Origin of the sequence: Paracoccus sp. TOH, assembly GCF_030388245.1 — a bacterium.
Lineage (GTDB): Bacteria > Pseudomonadota > Alphaproteobacteria > Rhodobacterales > Rhodobacteraceae > Paracoccus > Paracoccus simplex.
On record NZ_CP098360.1, the window covers coordinates 444,057 to 462,044 of the forward strand.

Sequence of the window (17,988 nt, forward strand, 5' to 3'; positions counted from 1 at the left end):
GAATCGGTCCCAAAATTCCGAACCCTGTCTCTTAAAAAAACAATGTCAATCTTCCGACTTGTTCAGGACGACACCCATCACCGGGGGCATCCCGACCAGCAGCCGCTCGGCCTCGGCCATGTCGGCGGCGGTGCCCTGGCGGCCGTCGGCGACCAGCAGCAACGCATCGGCCAGCGGCAGGGCGGCCAGCGCCGCATCCTCGGCCAGAAGCGGCGCGGTGTCGAGGATCATCATCTCGGCCGGATGGCTCTCGTGCAGCTTCCGCATCGCCTGGGCCAGCGCCTCGTCCTGCAGCAGCTCGGCCGCGGCCGGGTCGGCGCGCTCGGGCGCGAGCACCGACAGGTTCGGCGCCTCGTCCACGCGGACCAGCAACCCGTCCAGCCCGCCACCCTCGCGCAGCCTCTCGCCGACCGAGGTGCAGCCCGGAATCGCCAGTTGCCGCGCCACGTCCGGCCCGCCCAGGTCCAGATCGACCAGCGCCACCTGGGTATGCGGCTGCCGGGCCAGCGCAAGCGACAGGTTCACCGCCACGAAAGTGCCCCCCGCGCCGGGCGTCAGCGGGACCACGGCCAGTCTGCTCCAGTCGCGGCTGCGCATTTCGCGCAGGATGCGGGTGCGCAGCAGCGAAAAGCGCTGCGCGATGATCTTGGCATGTTTCGCGTCCGACGCGGCCAGCGCCGCCTCGCGCCGGATAAACTTGCTGGAAACATGGCTGCGCGCGGTCTCGGGCGCAGCCTGTCCTGCCGGCGTCCTGTCCGGTTCATTCCCTGTCGCGGGCTTCAAACCTGTGGCCCCTCTGCCTCTGGTGGAACGCGGCCGCCCTTAAGGCTGCCGCCTGCCGATGACATTCACGGCAGCGGCATGGTAGCGTCCGCGCCATGAACGCGACAACCGAAAACACGCAGGTTCACGATAATGCGCCGCATTTCCCCGCGCCGCCTTGCCGAAACCGGCTCTCCGGCCGCGCCCGGCCCGCCGGCCCCGGGGGCAGCGCGAGCGATGCGCATCATATTCAACCCAAGATTGACAAGCGCCGAATCGGCCGGCGCCGCCCCTGCAGCCTGTTCCGGACCAGATGACCCCCTGCACCATCATCCTGCCCGCCCATGACGAGGCGGATTACATCGGCCCGTGCCTCGACCACCTGTTGCGGCAGGACCACCGGGGCCCGGTGGCGGTGATCGTGGTCGCCAATGGCTGCCGGGACGATACCGCCGACCGGGCGCGGGCCCATGCCCCCGGCTTTGCCCAGCGCGGCTGGACGCTGCGCGTCGAAGAACTGGCGCAGGGCGGCAAGATCGGCGCCCTGAACCACGGCGATGCCTGCGCCGACCCGGGGGTGCGGGTCTATCTGGATGCCGATATCCGCATGGGTCCGCGGCTGCTTTCCGGCCTGATGCGGGCGCTGGAGGCGCCCGAGCCGCGTTATGCCGGCGGCCGGCTGGTGGTGGCACCGGCGCGCAGCCCGGTCTCGCGCGCCTATGCGCGATTCTGGCAGAAACTGCCCTTCGTGGCGCAGGGCGTCACCGGCGCCGGGCTGTTCGCGGTGAACCAGGCGGGACGCGCGCGCTGGGGCGCCTTCCCGCAGATCATCTCGGACGACACCTTCGCCCGGCTGCAATTCGAGGAAGCCGAGCGTTTCCTGGTGGACGAGCCCTATGAATGGCCGCTGGTCGAGGGCTTCCCGCGTCTGGTCCGCGTGCGCCGCCGCCAGGATCTGGGCGTGGCCGAGATCGCCCGGCTGTTTCCCGACCTGCCGCGGCGCCAGGGCCATGTCCGGCCGGGCCGCGGCGCGTTGCTGCGGCTGGCCGCTGCCGATCCCCTCGGCTTCGCCGCCTATGCCGCGGTGGCGCTGGCAGTGCGCATGCGCCGCGACCAGCCCGGCTGGGCGCGCGGCCGCTAGGACGGCGCGTCATTTCCCGGCGCCGAACTCCTGCACGGTCTCCCAAGCCAGGGCCTGCAGCACGGCGGCCTGATCCTTGGGCACCTCGGGATAGGGGCCGCCGCCGCCGGGAATCTGGTTGATCAGCCCCACCGGGCTTTCGCCGGTCAGCACGGCATAGTGAATCATGGCGAGATAGTAGAAGCCCCCGCCTTCGGTCGGGTGGATATCGTCAACGAAGAAATCGCGGATCGTCGTGGCGCCGGGCACCCTGCCCGCCTCGATGGCATCATGCAGCCGGACCATGCCCAGCCCGGCCGGGATCAGCCGCATCGGCTCTTGCCCCTTGGCAAGATCCTGATTCACCTGGTCGGCGATCGCCTGCCATTGCGGCAGATCCGCCAGGATCCGGTCGCGCCAGGGCTTGGTCGACCCCGGCTCGATGTAATCCCAGGTCTCGTAAAGATAGGGCTTCACCTGCGGGTTGGACTGCCGGGCCAGGTCGACCCATTTCGCGGCATAGCCGGCGGTGTCGTGATAGTCGGCGGCCGAGGCCAGCGGCACGCGCTCGGTGATGACCAGCGCCCGGACGGGATGATTCGGCAGCCATTCGCGGCCGTTCACGCCCTGCGCGTATTGCGGGCCGGTCCACTGGATCTCCAGCGGTGCGCCGTTGATGATCTGCATCTCGACCGGCTCGCCCAGCAATTCCTGCAGCATCCCCGGCAGCGCCGGGCTGACAAGACTGTGGCCGATGTAGAGCGCCGAGACGCCTTCAATTAGAAATTGCAGAATACCGGTCATTTTAACAACCCTGACTTGTGGAAAACCTTTTGCCAAGATTACACTCAGTCTTTTCGGATTCCACAGCTTTCAACCGATAGTTGCCGGATATTATCGCGATCAACCTTTTGCTGCGCCAGCCGGGCCGATCACGCATTGACACAAGTCCGAAAGCCCGGGAAGCGGTCCGCCAAAAGTCGCGCAACACATTGAAAACAAACAAACCTATACTTTTCGTTAGGCCTTCGTTTCGTTCTAGTTTTATTCAAATGCAAGGCTATACTGCCCCCGTAGTGATTAGGACAGGTTTTAAAATGCGGCACAGTACCCATTTCGATATCGAGTCGCTCGACTCGGTGCTGCAAGCGGTCCCCAACGGCACCATCAAGCCTATCGGAGCCCGTTCGTTTTACTCCCGCTTTCTCAAGCGCCCCCTGGATCTGGTGGCAGTCATCCTGACCGCTCCGATCGTCTTGCCGCTGGTGATCATCCTGGCGCTGGTCATCCTGGGGCATGGCGAAAAGCCCTTCTATACGCAGTCGCGCGTAGGGCGCTCGGGCCGCAGCTTCCGGCTGTGGAAACTGCGCACCATGGTCGACGATGCGGACCAGCGGCTGGCGGAGTATCTGGCCGCCGACCCCCAGGCCAAGGCCGAATGGGATCTGACGCAGAAGCTGAAGAACGACCCGCGGATCACCAGAACCGGACATTTCCTGCGCAAGACCTCGCTCGACGAACTGCCGCAGTTGTGGAACGTGTTCCGCGGCGACATGAGCCTGGTCGGTCCGCGTCCGATGATGCTGGAACAGGCGCAGCTTTACCCGGGGGCGGATTATTACCACCTGCGTCCCGGCGTCACCGGGCTCTGGCAGATCTCGGACCGCAACGACAGCACCTTCGCGGCCCGCGCCACCTATGACGCGCGCTATGCCGCCGAACTGAGCCTTGCGGGCGACGTCACCATCATCGCCAAGACGGTGGGCGTGGTCCTGCGCTGCACCGGCTACTAGGACCGGTGCCCAGCCTGCTGGCGGTGCATCTCATTGCCTTCGATACACCTGAAGCGCCGCCATGCGACGAAAAGCGTGGCGGCCGTTCCGCTGACAGAGTATAGCAACAGCGCAGCCCAGAACGAGAGATCGAAGGCCATGACCCCGATCGCCGCACAGCCCAGCGCGATCGCCACGCCTATCGTCAGAATGCCGCCCAGGGGTCCTCTCCTCGAAATGCTCTGGTCCTCCCATGATACTGCCAAAGAAAAAACGAATCGCCAGACAAACTTTGGTGTCGTATTTGGTGTACTGCATATTTGCTCATTCATGACAAAAAATAGGCGCAATTCAGCCAGAATCTGATGCAGCGCTGATATTGGTAGGTTTTCCCTTTGCAGATAAGGAGCTGCCCTTGCGAATCGGCTATCTGGTCAACACCTATCCCCGCCCTTCGCACAGCTTCATTCGCCGCGAAATTGCCGCGCTCGAGGCCGAGGGACTGGAAATCCATCGCTTCGCCATGCGCGGCGATGCCGCGGCGCTAAGCGATCCCGCCGACCTGGCCGAACATGCCCGGACCGAGCGCGTGCTCGAGGCCGGAGGCCAGCGTTTGCTGGCCGGACTGGCGCGGCAAGCCCTGGCGCGGCCGGCACGGTTCCGGGCCGCCCTGCGCCTGGCGCGCCGCCGCGCCCGGGCCGGGGAATCGAGCCTGGCGCGGCAGATTATCTACCTGGCGGAAGGCGCCCATGTCGCGGCGCGGGCGCGCGAATTGGGCCTTCGCCATATTCACGCGCATTTCGGCACCAATTCGGCGCGGGTTGCGGCTTATGCGCGGCTTCTGGGCGGTCCGGGTTTCAGCTTCACCGTACATGGGCCCGAGGAATTCGATAACACCCAGCCGCTTGATCTGGGCGGAAAACTGGGCTTGGCCGAATTTTGCGCCACCGTCAGCAGCTATGGCCGCTCGCAAATGTATCGCTGGGCGGCACCGGGCGATTGGGAAAAGCTGCGCGTGGTGCATTGCGGGCTGGATCTCGACCGCTGGACGGACCCTGCGCCGCTGCCCGCCGGCCCCTTCCACATGGTCGCGGTGGGCCGCTTTGCCGAGCAGAAGGGGTTCGGCCTGCTGATCCGCGCCTTCGCCCTGGCCTGGCGCCGCAATCCCGCCTTGCGCCTGTCGCTGGTCGGCGATGGCGAACTGCGGTCGCAGATCGAATCGCTGATCGCGACCGAAGGCATGGGCGAGGCCGTCCGCCTGCTCGGCTGGCAGGACGAGGCCGGCGTCCGCGCCGCCATGAATGCCGCCCACGCGCTGGTCACCCCCAGCTTCGCCGAGGGTCTGCCGGTCGTCATCATGGAAGCCATGGCCTGCGCCCGCCCGGTGATCGCCACCTATATCGCCGGCATCCCCGAACTGATCCGGCCCGGGCAAGAAGGCTGGCTGGTCCCGGCCGGCGATGCCGAGGCGCTGGCCGAAACCATGCTGCATGCCGCCGAGACCGGTCGTGACACGCTGGAACGCATGGGCGCCTCGGCCCGCGCCCGGGTCACGGAACGCCACGACATCCGCGAATCCGCCCGGCGTCTGGCGGCGCTGTTCAGCCGCGCCACAGGCTGACCGCCAGCCAATAGCCCTCTGCCCGCCCCCAGCGCCCACGGATCAGCCGGTCGCCCATGCAGGCGCGGAACCGCGCCGGGCCGATCACCACCGGCACTTCGCGGAAATCCAGCATCCGCGCCGTCAGCGGATATTGCGCCTTGAACATCGCCTCCTTGGCGCAAAAGGCCAGCAAGGCATCCCCCGCATCGTTCAGCCGGAAGGGCATGATGGTCTCGGCCAGCCCTTCGGGCAGGGTTCGGTCGCATGGTTCCAGATCGACGCCGACGCTTGCCCCGCCCGGCGGGGCGGCGATGGCAATGCAGTAATCGCCGCCATGCGACAGGCTGGCGCTGATGCCCGGCGGCAGGTCGGGCTGGCGGTCGGGGCGGGCCGGAATGGGGCGATCCGCCGGCAGGTCATGCCCGGCCTGCCGGATCGCCGCCCGCAGCGCCATGCGCCCCAGGGCAAACTCGCGCCGCCGCTTCGGGACGGCGCGGGCGATGGCCTCGGCCTCTCCGGGCAAAAGCGGCGCGGGCTCGGCCGCCAAGGGCAGCACCGCGCAGCCATAGCCCCGGGGCAGCAGGCGCCGCGCCAGCGCGTCGAGCGCCTGGGCGCCGCTCACCGCCCGCCACGCAATTGCGCCCGCAAGGCCCGGCGCCGGGCCATGGCATCATCGCCGGCGCCCTCCGGTTCGGGCTCGGGGCGCACAGGCGCCACCGGCGCCGACCCCGCCACCGCCGGAGTGACATTGTTCGCCGGCGCCAGCGAGGCGACATGCTTGAGGAAATCCGCCATGACCGGGAAGCGGAAGATATCCGTCACCCCCAGCCGCGGCAGCGCCAGCCGGTCGCGCATGGTCCGGTGCAACTGGATCGCCAGCAGCGAATGCCCGCCCAAAGCGAAGAAGTTGTCGCGCGGCGCGATCTGCTCGACGCCCAGCACCTCGGACCACAGCGCCTGCACCGCCTGCGCCAGATCCTCGGTCGGGGCGTTGGCGGCGACAGCGGTGGTGGTCTCGATGACCGCCGCCACCGCCGGAGCAGCGGCGACGGCCCCCGGCACCGGCAGATGCTTGCGGTCGATCTTGCGGTTCGGGGTCAGCGGCATCTTCTCCAGCCGCAGGATCCGGCCCGGCACCATATGCGCCGGCAGATGCGCCAGCAGCGCCTCGCGCAGCCCCTTTTCGCACAGCTCGCCCGCGCCGGTGACATAGGCCACCAGCCGCTTGTCGCCGGGCGCATCCTCGCGCACCAGCGCCACCGCCTCGCGCACGCCGGGCTGGGCGGCCAGCTGCGCCTCGATCTCGCCCAGTTCGATGCGGAAGCCGCGCAGCTTCACCTGGTGGTCGGCGCGACCGATATAGTCCAGCCCGCCATCCTCGCGCCAGCGTACCAGATCGCCGGTGCGATACATGCGCGCGCCCCAAGGCGCGCCGCGATCCGCGGGCACGAAGGGATCGGGCCGGAAGGCCGCCGCGGTCAGATCCTCGCGCCGCCAATAACCACGGGCGACGCCATGGCCGCCGATCCACAGCTCGCCCGGCGCGCCGGGGGGCACCGGTGCCCCGTCCGCATCCAGCACGTAAAGCTGGGTATTGGCGATCGGCCGGCCCAGCGTCACCTCGGCCGCATCGGTCAGGTCGGCTACCGTGGACCAGATCGTCGTCTCGGTCGGGCCATACATGTTCAGCACCCGCGCCCGCGTCGCCGCCCTGATCTCGGCCAGCAGCGAGGGCGGCAGCGCCTCACCCCCCACCATCACGCATTTCAGCCCGCCCATCGCCGCCGCGACCTGCGGGTCCGAGACCAGGATGCGCGCCATGCTGGGCGTGCATTGCAGATGCGTCACCTTCCAGCGCCGGATCTGCGCCGCGATCGAGAAATCGCCCTCCTCGGGCTCGGCGCCATGCGGGTTCACCTCGGCCCGCAGCCGCGCCAGCAGCGGGAAGCCGGCCATGACCTGCTCGGGCGCGATGCCATAGTCGATCAGGCAGGCGATCTCGCCCACGCCGATGGCCTTGAGCTGTTCGACCCGCGCGATCCCGTCCTCGATGGACCCGAACAGGCCCGAATCCTCGAAATAGCGCAGGAAGGCGAATTCCAGGATGCCGTCCAGCTCCTCCTCGGAGAGCGTGCCCAGGTCGATGGCCATCGGATTGGTCATGCCCGCCGGACGGCGGAAAGCCGGGAAATCCCAGGCATATTGCTTGACCAGCGCCGCGGCGCTTTTCAGGTAGTTCTTCATCGGCTCGCGGGCGATCTCGCGCGCCGTCTCGCGATCCTCGGCCAGGCAGGTGTGCAGCATCAGCGTGACGGTGAAGCGCGCCGGGTCATGGCCGGCCTCGCGCAGCGCGGCGTGATAGTCCTTGATGCGGCTTTCCACCGTGTCGATGCTTTGCCCCAGCAGGTGGGTCAGCACGTTCATGCCCAGCCGCCCGGCCTCGACCCAGGTTTCCGGGTTGCCGGCGACGGTCATCCACAGCGGCAGTTCCTTCTGCACCGGCCGCGGCTGCGTCACCACGCCGAACAGGCTGCCGTCCTTGCGCGGGAACTCGACCGCCTCGCCCCGCCACAGCCGGCGCAGTTGGTCGATGCCCTGGGCCAGCGCGGTCTTGTTGTTCGGCGGCGCGTTTTCCGGGCGCAGCACGAAATCGTCCGGCTGCCAGCCCGAGGCGATGGCCAGCCCCGCCCGGCCGGAGGTCAGGTTGTCGATCACCGCCCATTCCTCGGCCACCCGGGCCGGGTGGTGCAAGGGCAGCACGCAGCTGCCGGCGCGGACCGAGATGTTCCTGGTCACCGCCGCCACCGCCGCGCCGGACACCGCCGGGTTCGGATAGGGGCCGCCGAAAGCGTGGAAATGCCGTTCCGGCGTATAGACGGCGACGAAGCCATTCTGGTCGGCAAACCGCGCGCCCTCCAGCAGAAGCTGGTATTTCTTCGGGCCGGGGCCGTCGTCATTGCCCCAGTAGAACAGGCTGAAATCCATGCCGCCCGCGACCTCGCGCCGCAGCTGGGTCGGGGTCGAGGAAACCGCCAGCCGCGATTCCTCGCCCGCGATCACCAGCCGCAATCCGCGCGCCAGCGACCAGAAGATCTCCAGCACCGAGATGTCGAAGGACAGGCTGGTCACCGCCAGCCAGGCATCGCCCTGCTGATGCGGGATCACCGCGTCCATGCCGGCGAAGAAATTGGCGACGTTGCGATGCTCGACCATCACCCCTTTGGGGCGGCCGGTCGAGCCCGAGGTGTAGATCAGATAGGCCAGGTTTTCCGGCGCCACGGCCGAGACCGGCGCCGCGACCAGACCGTGCGGCAGGTCGGACGGGATGGTCACAACCTGTACACCGCGCGTCGGCAGCCGGTCGGTCAAACCGTCCTGGACCAGCACCACCCGGGCCGCCGAATCCTCGAGGTAAAGCTCGACGCGTTCGGCGGGATAATCGGGGTCCAGCGGCACATAGGCGCCGCCCGCCTTCCAGATCGCCAGCGCGCCGATCACCAGCTCGGGCGAGCGTTTCGCGAACAGACCCACCGGCTGGTCCGGGCCGACGCCCATCGCCACCAGCTTTTCGGCCAGCGCATTGGCGGCGCGGTCCAGCTGGCCGCGGGTCAGGCTGTGATCCTCGAAGGCCAGCGCCACCGCATCCGGGGCCTCGGCGGCCTTTGCCGCGATCAGCTCGTGAATGCAGGCCAGAGGCACGTCCACCTGGGTAGCGTTGCGAGCAACCAGCAGCGCCTCGCGCTCGGCCGCGTCCATCAGCGGGATGTCGCGCAACGCCGTGCTGCCGGGCAGCGCCAGGCCCGCATCCAGCGCCCGGGCCAGCCGCTGCGCCTGCGCCGGCGTCACGCGGGCCGGGTCATGGTCCAGCCAGGCGCCGTCCCCGGTCAGGGTCACGGTCAGCGCCGCGCCGCGGACCGGGCCGCGGGCATCGAGGCTGAGCGCCAGATCCGGCGTGGCCATGTCGCGCAGCTCGGGGGCGCGATGCAGCAGGTCGGCCATGAAGAAGCCGCGCGGCGCCTGTTCGGCGATCCGCGCCGCCAGCGCCTGCCCCAGATCGGCCAGGCTGCGGTCGCTGCGAGCCTCGACCGCCAGCGGCTGCCAGTCGGCGACGATCCCCGCCGCCTCGGGCTGGCCCTGCGGTCGCAGCGCCAGGTCGAATTCGGCCTGCCCGGCCAGACGCGCCAGCAGCGCCGCGGCCAGCGCGATCCGCTCGGGCGCGGCGCCGGGCAGCAACGACACGCGCTGCGTCACGCCCGAACCCTCGCCCGGCAGCACCGCCGGGTTCATCCGCGCCAGCCGGCCCCGCCAGAAGCCGTCATGCTTGGCGGCCTGCGCGGCGAGATCGGTCAGCCGCGCGGCCTCATCGGCGGCCAGCGCCGGGATCACCGCGCCGACCGGCGGCAATTCGCCGCGGAAGATCAGCCGGATCGCCGCATCCGCGGCGGCAATGGTCGCGACATCGCCGTGATGGGCCAGCACGGTGCCGGGCGCCGCACTGGCCGGCTCGGTCCCGGCCGAGGCGGAGACCGCCAGCACCCGGCCATCGGCCAGCCGCACCCCGGCCTCGGCCAGCGGGTTCCAGTAGCCGCCATGGTCGAGCCCGCGCACCAGCGCGCAGATGCGCCCGGCCGGCTGGGCAAAGTCGATCAGGCCTGCCGCCTCGGGGCGCGTGTCGCGGCCGACATAGCTGCGGCTCGCCAGATCCTGGCTGACCCGCTGCGGGCCGGCCCCCTCGAGCTGCGCCACCACATCGGCAAAGCTCTCGGCCCCGCGCGCGAAGCAGCGGGCGTTCAGCGTCAGGGCGGTGTCGTCGGGACGGATCTCGAACAGGGTCTGGGCCAGGATATCGCCCTCGTCCACGCCGCCTTCGATCATGTGCCAGGTGATGCCGTGCTGCGCCTCGCCGCCGATGATCGCCCAGACCGGGGCATTCAGCCCCGCCAGCCGCGGCAGCGGCCCGTCATGGAAGTTGATCGCGCCCAGCCGGCCGCGCGCCAGCATCTCGGGGCGCAGGATCGACAGGTTGGCGACGCTGAACAGCCAGTCCGCCGCCGGCGCCCCGGCGGCCATCGCCGCGTCCTGATCCTCGACCGCCAGACCGGCGCCCTGCGCCCAGTCGCGCAAATCGGGATTGCGCGTCACCACCGCAGCGATGCGGTGCCCGCGCGCCAGCAGCGTCTCGGCCGCGTGGCGCAAGAGAGATTCGTTACCCACCAGAATCGCGGAAAATTGCGTCATGGCTTACCCTTTTCAACATGAACGGGCTTTGGTTGTGGACGGAAGGCGTGGCGCGTCAAATGCGCCAGATGGCCGGGCGGCCCATCCGGCTTGCGCCCCGACAGAAGGCAGCGCAGGCGGAACACGCCCGCGCCCCCCAGATGCGCGACCGTGGCCCAAAGCGCGCCCAGACGCCCATGATGTTTCTCGAAATAGCGGCGCCGGGAATCGTACCAGTAATCCGGCGCGCGCTTCCATTCCTTCATGCCGGTGCTGACCGAACCGATATGCAGCACCAGGCTTTCGACGACGTAATGGGTCTGCCAGCCCGCCAGCGCGGCGCGGCGGCACAGGTCGGTCTCCTCGTAGTAAAGGAAGAAGCCCTCGTCGAAGAGACCGATTCGATCCAGCACATCCATGCGGATCATCATCGACGCCCCGGCCGACCAGTCCACGCGACCCGATGTCTCGGGCTGCGGCAGCGCCACCACCTTGCGCCGCAGCAGGCGCGAGATCGGGCCGGTGCGGCATTCCGATTCGAACTCGCCAAGCGCGGTGGGAAAGCGGAAGGCGGTGCTGTGCCCCACGTCGTCGGTGCCGCGCAGGCGCGAGCAGGCGATCCCGGCCCGCGGATGCGCGCCCAGATAATCGACCAGCGCCCGGATCGAGCCGGGCTGCGGGATCGCGTCGGAATTCAGCAGATAGACCAGATCGGCGCGGCGTCCGTTCGGCAGGCCCTGGCGGATGCCGTGGTTGTTGCCGGCCCCGAAACCGCCGTTCCAGCCCGATTGCACCACGGCGACCCGGTCCGCGGGCCAGCCGCGCGCCCGCACCGCGTCCTGCATCGCCTGGTAGCTGCCGTCGCCGGAATCGTTGTCCACAAGGGTCAACCCGCCGTCGAGGCCCTCCATTTCGCGCAATGCGGCCTCGGCGGCCTGCAAGGACATCTCTGGCGTGCGCCAGTTGAGCACGATGACATGCACGCTGGGCGGGGTCGGGTTCCGGGTCATGGTCACTCTGCCGCCTTGATCCCGGCCGGGACGTCCATGTCGGCATCGGCCTCGCGCAGGATCTCGCGCAGGACCGAGGACAGGCGCCGCACATTCGGCTCGAGCACCATCGAATCGTGGTCGCCCGGCACCTCGATCACCCGCAGGCTCGGCATCCAGGGCGTCCAGCCATTGTCTTCGACCACATAGTCGCGGCCGGAATTGATCCAGCGCCCGCCGGTCGCCTTCCAGCGCTTGTCCAGAGGCGGCCGGAACATCGCCACCGGCCCGTCCCAGACCGAAAGCCGCAAGCTGGGCAATGCCGCCAGGAAGGCGGCCTCGATGGCCAGGTCGTGGAAGGCGCCGGTCGCCTCGGCAGCCACCTCGGCCTCGGCGGCCTTGGCCTTGCTGCGGCGCTGGAATTCATAGGCGACGCGGTCGCGCAGCCATTTCCAGACGAAGCCGGGCCCGCCCTCGCGCAGCTCGCCCAGCCGGATCGCCAGCCGGTCCTTGCGGCTGACCGGTTCGCGCTCCGGCAGGGGCGTGTCGAGCATGACCAGCATCGCCACCTCCTCGCCCGCGGCGCGCAGCTGCCGCGCCATCTCATAGGCGGTCAACCCGCCGCCCGAGAAGCCGCCGATCAGATAGGGGCCGGTCGGCTGCACCTGGCGCAGCTCGGCGATATAGTCGCGGGCGGCGTCGGTGAAATCCTCATGCGGCTTGTCCTCGCCCAAAAGGCCGCGCGCCTGGATGCCCCAGAAACGGCGGTCCGGCCCCAGCCGCTGCGCGAGCTGGCGCAGGTTCATGATGTTGCCGAACATGCCGGCGACCATGAAAAAGGGCGTGCCCTCGCCCCGCCCGCCCATATCGACGAGGAAGCGGAAGCGCGGCCGGGCCGAGACCGGCAGTTCGCGCACATTGTCGGGCGAGACCAGCTCGCGCGGGCCGGCGCGTTCCTCGACCAGCGCCGCCAGTTCGGCGATGGTCGGCGCCTCGAACAGCGTCGAGATCGGCAGGTCGACGCCGAAGGCCTTGCGCAACTGGCCGAACATGCGCACCGCGATCAGCGAATGGCCGCCCAGGTCGAAGAAGCTGTCGGCGGCACCGACCTGGGCGATGCCCAGCAGTTCGGACCAGATCGTCGCCAGTTCGGCCTGAATGCCCGGCGCCGGCACGACGAAATCGCTGTCGAGATCGGGGCGCTCGAAACCGCCTTCGGCGGGCGCGGCAGTCTCGGTCACGCCGGCCTCGGCGATCAGCGCCGGCAGCGCCAGAGACGAGACATAGACCTGCGAAAGCCCGGTCGAGATGGCGCGGCTGAGCATGGCGGGGCCGATGGCGGCCGGGATGCCCTGGCTGATGTTGTGATGCAAGCGCCGCTCGGCCGGGGACAGGCTGCGGGCGGGCTGCACCCGCGCCGGCGGCGTGGCGGAAATCGCCGCCGCCAGCTTGCGCAGCGCGAAGCCCTTGATCTCGGCGCAGACGGTTCCGTCCGGCGCGGCCAGGGTGATGTCGAACTGCGCCATGCCCTGCGCGTCGCTGTTTTCGCCCGCGTTGCGGATGCGGCTGGTGACCTGCGCCGGCAGCGGCGCGTAAAGCCGGATCGAGCGATAGCCCATCGGCACCCAGAGGGCTCCGGGCGTCCAGCCCTTGATCAGCGGCATCGCCCAGCCGGTGGCGATGTCCAGCAGCGCCGGATGCGCCAGCCATTCCCCGGCCTCGGCGGCGTATTCGGGCGGCAGGGCCAGCTCCGCCACGCCCTCGTCTTCGGCGATGCGATAGCGGCGCAGCACCTGCCAGCGCGGGCCGAAGGCCATCTGGCCTTCCTGCGCCGAGGGCAGCGCCGCGCCCTGCCCGTCCCGGTCCCAGCCGCCGGCGGTTTGCAGCGCCTCGGGGGCGGCCTCGGGCAATCCGGCGATCAGGGCCGAGACGTTCGGCTCGCCCTGCGGGTCGTCGAGGATCTCGATGCGCATCGCATCGCCCTCGGGCTGGACGCGGGTGCTGACCAGCGCGGTGTCCGCGACCAGCACCGGGCGGCGGAATTCCAGATCGCGGATCACCAAGGGCAGGGTCAGCCCGCATTCCAGCGCGGCTTCCGCGATCAGCTCGATCCAGCCGGTGCCGGGCATCAGCGCCTGGCCGCTGGCGGTCTTGTGGCCACCGATGATCCAGTCCTGCAGCTTCAGCGCGGTGCGGAATTCGCGCCCGCCCGGCATGGGCAGGCTTTCGTCCAGCAGCGGCCGGCCCTGCGGCACCGCCACGGCCGAGGCGGTGTCGAGCCCCATGGCCCGCGCCGCCATGCCGGCATCGGCCCAGACGCCCCAATTGACCGCGACCACCCGGCCCAGCGCCGCCGGCGCCGCCCGCGCCACCGCGTTCAGGTATTCGTTGGCGGCGACGTAATCCGCCTGCCCCGCCGGCGCGATCACCGAGGAGGTCGAGGAGAACAGCACCGTCAGCGTCGCGGGATTCTCTGCCAGCGCCTCGATCAGCGCCCGGGTGCCCAGCAGTTTCGGCGCCAGCACGTCCCAGGCGTCGTCGTCGGTCTTGGCGGCGATCAGGCTGTCGCGGATCACGCCCGCCGCATGCAGCACCACGTCGAGGCTGCCGAAACGCGCCTTGGTCTCGGCCACGGCGCGGGCCATGTCCTCGGGGCTGGTCACGTCGGCGCGCAGCGCCAGCACCTCGGCGCCCAGCGCTTCCAATTGCCGCACCGAGGCGGTGACGGCCGGCGAATCCACCCGGCCGCGCGTGGTCAGCGCCAGCTTCGCGCCGCCGTGCCGCGCCAGTTCGCGGGCAATGGCCTGGCCGATGCCGCCGAAGCCGCCGGTGATCAGACAGGCGGCGCCCTGCGGGATGGCGGCCATGCCGTCATCGGCCAGCGCAACCTTTTCAAGGCTTTGCTTAAAGCGGCGCCCGTCGCGCCAGGCGGCGACGGCGGCGCCCGAGGGGGCCAGCGCCTCCTCCAGCAGATTGGCGGCCAGCGCGACCAGACCGCCCTTGGCCGGCACGCGGATGTCCACCAGACGGGCCGAGACATTCGGCATCTCATGTGGCATGACGCGGACCGGACCGGCTGCGGCGGCCTTTTCCGGCGCCGGCGCCGGTTCGTCCGCGACGCGCAGCGCGTCGTTGCAGACCGCGATCAGTTCCAGATTCGCATCGGGCAACTCGGCGCCGATGGCCTGCGCCAGATGCAGAAGGCCGAAGAAGCCGCGTTCGAGCTGGCTGTTGAGCAGGCTGGAGCCGGGGCGGAAGCGCGCACCTTGCGTCACCGACCACAGATGCAGGATGCGGTCCGGCACCATGTCCTGCGCCGCCAGCGCGGCCAGCAGCATCTCGTAACCCTCGCGGTCGGATTCGACCGGCAGCAGGAAGCGGCCGTCGCCGCCCGGAACCGTCTTGTCGGCGAAGGTGTCGCCGACCTCGACCACCGCGACGCGCTGGCCGCGCGATCGCAACCCCTCGGTCACCCGCTCGGCAAGGCCCAGGTCGTCGGCAAAGACCAACCAGTTCCGCGCGCCCTGCGCCACCGGCCCCTGCGGCCCGATCTCGATATTGGGCGAGGCGAGTTTCCAGGCCGGGCGCCAGCCCCATTCCGCCGGTTCCTCGATCCGCGCCAGTTCTTCGGCGGTCTCGGCCGCGGCATGGGCGGCACGCTCGATGAAATAGCGCTTGCGCTGGAAGGCATAGCCGGGCAGCGACAGGCGCCGGCGCCGGGCGCCGCCCCAGACCTGATCCCAGTCGATCTGCCCGCCGCAGGCCCAGAACCGCGCCAGCGCACCCATGAAATAGCTGTCGTCGCCGGTCGCATGGTCGCGGTGGCGCAGGGTCGAGATCACCTGGTTGGCGGCGACCGCCGGATGCGCCTTGGTCATGGCCTGCATGGCGCGGCCCGGCCCGACCTCGACGAACACCCGTCCCGGCACCTGCGCCAGATGCGCGATGCCGTCGGCAAAGCGCACCGTGCCGCGCAGATGCCCGACCCAATAGTCGGGGCTGGTCGCCTCGGCCGCGGTCAGCACCTGGCCCGAGCGGTTCGAGATGATCGGGATTTTCGGCGCGTTCAGCCGGATCGAGGCGAGATAGGCGCGGAATTCGCCCAGCACCGGCTCAAGCAGCCGCGAATGCGCGGCGATGGCGATGGCGATGCGCTGGCATTCCACCTCGCGCGCCGCCATGCGCGCGGCGAAACGGTCCAGCGCCGCGTCGGGGCCCGAGACCACCGACAGACCCGGCCCGTTCACCGCCGCAAGGTCCAGCTCCAGCTCGGTCAACTCGGCGGCGAAATCCTCGGGCGGCAGCGGCACCGACAGCATGCCGCCGGCCGGCACCCGGTCCATCAGCAACCCGCGCAGGCGCACCAGGCCGATGCAATCTTCGAAGGACATCACCCCGGCGATGCAGGCGGCGGTATTCTCGCCCATGGAATGGCCGATCAGCGCGGCGGGCGTCACGCCCCAGCCGATCCACAGCTGCGCCAGCGCGTATTCGGTGATCATCAGCAGCGGCAGTTGCAGCGACGGCTGCAGAAGCCGCCGATCCGCCTCGGCCTCGGCCCCCGGCTCGGGCAGCCAGAGCGCGCGCAGGTCGGTGCCATGCGCCTGCGCCATGTGGTCGAGGCCGCGGTCCATCCATTCGCGGAACACCGGCTCGGTCTGGTAGAGCCCGCGCGCCATCCCGGCATATTGCGCGCCGCCGCCGGGCAGCATGAACACCGCCTCGGCCGGGTCGCCCACCGGCTGGTGATCGAAGACCAGCAGCGGATCGGGATCGGCCAGAAGCCGCGCCGCCTCGGCCGCCGTCTCGGCGACCAGCACGCGGCGGCGGTCGAACTGCCGCCGGCCCTGGGTCAGGGTAAAGGACAGGTCGGCCATGTCCACGTCCGGATTGGCCGAAAGCCAGCCCGCCAGCGCCGCCGCATTGGCGTCCAGCGCCGCCTTGTTGCGGCCCGAGACGGCGATGATGTGGAAGGGCCAGTCGGATTCGCCCGCAGCCTCGGCCGCCGGCGGCTCTTGCAGGATCACATGCGCATTGGTGCCGCCGACGCCAAGCGAGTTCACCCCCGCCCGGCGCGGCCCCGGCATCGGCCAGTCCGAAAGCCGGTCGTTGACCTGGAACGGCCCGCCCTCGAAGTCGATGGCGGGGTTGGGCTTTTCATAGTTCAGGCTGGGCGGGATCTTGCCGTGATGCACCGCCAGGGCCGATTTGATCAGCCCGGCGCCGCCCGCCGCGGTGTCCAGATGGCCGATATTGGTCTTGACCGAGCCGATGCGGCACGGCCCTTGCCGCCCGCCTTCCGAAAGCCGGGCATAGGCCTGGTTCAGCGCCGCAACCTCGATCGGGTCGCCCAGCGCAGTGCCGGTGCCGTGGCATTCGACATAGCCGATGCTGTCCGAGGACACCCCGGCCATCACCAGCGCCTCGGCCACCGCCTGCGCCTGGCCCTCGACGCTGGGCGCCAGGTAGCCGGCCTTGGCCGCACCGTCATTGTTGATGGCCGAGCCCTTGATGACCGCCCAGATATGGTCGCCATCGGCCAGCGCATCGCGCAGCCGGCGCAACGCCACCACCGCCGCGCCGCTGCCGAAGACCGTGCCCTGCGCGCGATGGTCGAAGGCATGGCAATGGCCGTCGGGCGACAGGATCTCGTTCTCCTTGTAGAGATAGCCCAGGCCATGCGGCAGCTCGATGGTCACGCCGCCGGCCAGCGCCATGTCGCATTCGCCCGATTGCAGCGACTGGCAGGCCATGTGGATCGCCACCAGCGAGCTGGAACAGGCGGTCTGCACGCTGAGGCTGGGCCCCGTCAGGTCGAAGACATGGCTGACGCGGGTGGACAGGAAATCCTTGTCGTTGCCGGTATGGCGCAGCAGGAAATGCCCGACACCGTCCACCAGGTCGCGGTTCGAGCAGAGGTTCGAGTGGTAATAGGTGCCCATGCCGCAACCGGCCCAGACGCCGATATTGCCGGAGAAACGCTCGGGCGGGTGGGCGGAATCCTCCAGCGCGTGCCAGCAGGTTTCCAGGAACTTGCGGTGCTGCGGGTCCATGATCGCCGCTTCCTTGGGCGAAAGCCCGAAGAACTCGGCATCGAATTCGTCGAACTGCGCAAGGATGGCGGCCGAAGGCACATAGTTCGGATCCGCCAGCCGCGCCCGCGACTCGCCCCGCGCCAACAGCTCGGCTTGCGACAGGCGCTGGATCGATTCGACCCCGCGGCACAGATTGTCCCAGTAGTCCGCGACGCCCGCGGCACCCGGCAATTGTGCCGCCATGCCGACGATAGCGATATCACTGTCCTCAACGACGGTCTTGTCGAAGGCCATGGAAGTGCCTCTTTCAACTCGTGGAACGCCCCTGCGGGCCCAAATCATTCAACAACTGGCAGGCGTGTCCGGCATACCGAATTCTACGCCCCGGACCAACCGTTAAAACCAGTCGAATGCCTGCCTTTTTAGGCAGAATCGGCCCGACCGGGGCCGGATCGGCCCGGGGCCGCGACACCCTGCCGCAGGGGTGGCG

Annotated in this window: 10 protein-coding genes; 3 read left to right on the plus strand and 7 right to left on the minus strand. The window is 69.6% G+C overall.

Annotated elements, in window-relative coordinates:
• Positions 1 to 45: 45 nt before the first annotated feature.
• Complete coding sequence (locus NBE95_RS02140) at positions 46 to 783, minus strand: chromosome partitioning protein (RefSeq protein WP_289894254.1); 738 nt, start codon at positions 781 to 783, stop codon at positions 46 to 48.
• A 292-nt stretch (positions 784 to 1,075) separates the two neighbouring features.
• Between NBE95_RS02140 and NBE95_RS02145 the strand changes: the two genes are divergently transcribed.
• Entirely contained in the window at positions 1,076 to 1,903 is an 828-nt protein-coding gene (locus tag NBE95_RS02145) for a glycosyltransferase (RefSeq protein ID WP_289894255.1), read from the plus strand.
• A gap of 9 nt (positions 1,904 to 1,912) precedes the next feature.
• Here NBE95_RS02145 and NBE95_RS02150 read toward each other — a convergent pair whose 3' ends face one another.
• The gene (locus NBE95_RS02150) at positions 1,913 to 2,686 is read right to left on the minus strand and encodes a hypothetical protein (RefSeq protein WP_289894256.1); all 774 of its coding nucleotides are present in this window, start codon (positions 2,684 to 2,686) and stop codon (positions 1,913 to 1,915) included.
• 293 nt (positions 2,687 to 2,979) lie between these two features.
• On the opposite strand from NBE95_RS02150, the gene NBE95_RS02155 reads away from it, so the two are divergent.
• Positions 2,980 to 3,675 (plus strand): sugar transferase, encoded by a 696-nt coding sequence (locus NBE95_RS02155; protein ID WP_289894257.1) that lies wholly within the window; start codon positions 2,980 to 2,982, stop codon positions 3,673 to 3,675.
• Here the strand turns inward: NBE95_RS02155 and NBE95_RS02160 are convergent.
• On the minus strand, positions 3,672 to 3,851 hold the full coding sequence (locus tag NBE95_RS02160) for a hypothetical protein (RefSeq protein ID WP_289894258.1): 180 nt from the start codon (positions 3,849 to 3,851) through the stop codon (positions 3,672 to 3,674). The genes NBE95_RS02155 and NBE95_RS02160 overlap by 4 nt on opposite strands.
• Before the next feature lie 218 nt (positions 3,852 to 4,069).
• Here NBE95_RS02160 and NBE95_RS02165 point away from each other — a divergent pair, with 218 nt between their 5' ends.
• Positions 4,070 to 5,275, plus strand: a complete 1,206-nt coding sequence (locus NBE95_RS02165; RefSeq protein ID WP_289894259.1) for a glycosyltransferase — start codon at positions 4,070 to 4,072, stop codon at positions 5,273 to 5,275.
• Here the strand turns inward: NBE95_RS02165 and NBE95_RS02170 are convergent.
• Genes NBE95_RS02170 through NBE95_RS02185 form a run of 4 tightly spaced genes read right to left on the minus strand, consistent with a single transcriptional unit; the run spans position 5,256 to position 17,792 of the window.
• Positions 5,256 to 5,879 (minus strand): 4-phosphopantetheinyl transferase, encoded by a 624-nt coding sequence (locus NBE95_RS02170; RefSeq protein WP_289894260.1) that lies wholly within the window; start codon positions 5,877 to 5,879, stop codon positions 5,256 to 5,258. The genes NBE95_RS02165 and NBE95_RS02170 overlap by 20 nt on opposite strands.
• Positions 5,876 to 10,495 carry a MupA/Atu3671 family FMN-dependent luciferase-like monooxygenase gene (locus NBE95_RS02175; protein WP_289894261.1) on the minus strand — a complete coding sequence of 1,540 codons (4,620 nt, stop codon included), beginning with the start codon at positions 10,493 to 10,495 and terminating at the stop codon, positions 5,876 to 5,878. Before NBE95_RS02175 ends, NBE95_RS02170 begins: the two co-directional genes overlap by 4 nt.
• A complete protein-coding gene (locus NBE95_RS02180) occupies positions 10,492 to 11,484 on the minus strand; it encodes a glycosyltransferase family 2 protein (protein ID WP_289894820.1) in 993 nt (330 codons plus the stop codon). Before NBE95_RS02180 ends, NBE95_RS02175 begins: the two co-directional genes overlap by 4 nt.
• A gap of 2 nt (positions 11,485 to 11,486) precedes the next feature.
• Entirely contained in the window at positions 11,487 to 17,792 is a 6,306-nt protein-coding gene (locus NBE95_RS02185; RefSeq protein WP_289894262.1) for a type I polyketide synthase, read from the minus strand.
• Positions 17,793 to 17,988: the final 196 nt, after the last annotated feature.

Bases quoted from the DNA above. Each gene is read 5' to 3' on its own strand.
- NBE95_RS02145 (WP_289894255.1), top strand. From the start codon at position 1,076: ATGACCCCCTGCACCATCATCCTGCCCGCCCATGACGAGGCGGATTAC.
- NBE95_RS02150 (WP_289894256.1), bottom strand. From the start codon at position 2,686: ATGACCGGTATTCTGCAATTTCTAATTGAAGGCGTCTCGGCGCTCTAC.
- NBE95_RS02155 (WP_289894257.1), top strand. From the start codon at position 2,980: ATGCGGCACAGTACCCATTTCGATATCGAGTCGCTCGACTCGGTGCTG.
- NBE95_RS02175 (WP_289894261.1), bottom strand. From the start codon at position 10,495: ATGACGCAATTTTCCGCGATTCTGGTGGGTAACGAATCTCTCTTGCGC.
- NBE95_RS02180 (WP_289894820.1), bottom strand. From the start codon at position 11,484: ATGACCCGGAACCCGACCCCGCCCAGCGTGCATGTCATCGTGCTCAAC.
- NBE95_RS02185 (WP_289894262.1), bottom strand. From the start codon at position 17,792: ATGGCCTTCGACAAGACCGTCGTTGAGGACAGTGATATCGCTATCGTC.